Consider the following 1,287-nt stretch of genomic DNA (forward strand, 5'->3'; position numbering starts at 1 on the left):
TGATGCTTTCGCGCCTTCACCTGTGGCAATAATGATCTGCTTGTATGGCACAGTCGTACAGTCACCCGCAGCAAAGACACCTTTAACATTGGTTTCATTGCGATCATTAATCACGATCTCACCACGATTGCTGAGTTCAACCGCACTATTCTTCAAGAAATCCGTGTTTGGTAATAAACCAATTTGTACAAAGATCCCTGCAAGTTCAACGCTATGCTCTACATCAGTGGCACGATCTTTGTATTTCAATGCCGTTACTTGAGCACCATCACCGACCACTTCTGTACTGAGTGCATTCAAGATCACTGTCGTGTTCGGCAAGCTATTTAATTTGTCTTGCAACACTTGGTCAGCACGAAGTTTGGTATCAAACTCAACCAAAGTCACATGCTCTACAATCCCTGCAAGGTCAATCGCTGCTTCGACACCCGAGTTACCACCACCAATCACAGCAACGCGTTTGCCTTTGAATAATGGACCATCACAGTGTGGGCAGTACGCTACACCACGGGTACGGTATTCAGCTTCACCCGGTACATTCATTTCTCTCCAACGTGCACCTGTAGACAGGATGATGGTTTTCGATTCAAGTTTGGCACCATTCTCCAGTTCCACTTCAACCAAACCATTGGCCGTTTGATCTGCACCTGTGATCTTGCTGACACGTTGTAAGTTCATGATGTCGACACCGTATTCACGAACATGTGCTTCCATGTCTTGAGCAAATTGAGGACCCACGGTTTTTTGAACTGTGGTGAAGTTCTCAATGTCCATGGTATCCATTACCTGACCACCAAAGCGTTCAGCCACGATACCGGTTTTAATACCTTTACGTGCTGCATAAATTGCCGCGGTACCACCCGCAGGGCCACCACCAATCACCAATACATCAAATGCATCTTTGGCATTGATTGCTGCTGCATCTTTCTCAGCTGAATTGCTATCCAACTTGGCAACGATTTCTTCCAAAGTCATACGACCTTGACCAATATGCTGGTTGTCTTGGAACACCATAGGCACGGCCAAGATTTTGCGCTCTTCAACTTCATCTTGGAAGAAAGCACCATCAATCATGGTTGCTGTGGTATTTGGGTTGTTGATCGCAATCAAGTTGAGTGCTTGAACCACATCTGGACAGTTATGGCAGCTCAACGATACAAACACATCAAAGTTCGCGCTTAAGTTTAAGCCTTTGATCTGAGTGAGTACTTCATCAGATACTTTAGGTGCATAACCAGACACTTGTAATAATGCCAAGATCAAAGAAGTAAACTCATGTCCCATCGG

Annotated in this window: 1 protein-coding gene; it reads right to left on the minus strand. The window is 45.2% G+C overall.

The genetic code is table 11. The annotated features are described in order from the left end of the window. Nucleotides 1-1,287: alkyl hydroperoxide reductase subunit F (ahpF, locus tag F3J02_RS18350; RefSeq protein ID WP_167251616.1), on the minus strand; the 1,287-nt coding region annotated here is incomplete at both ends.

It is taken from the genome of Acinetobacter sp. Tr-809, from assembly GCF_011753255.1.
GTDB lineage: Bacteria > Pseudomonadota > Gammaproteobacteria > Pseudomonadales > Moraxellaceae > Acinetobacter.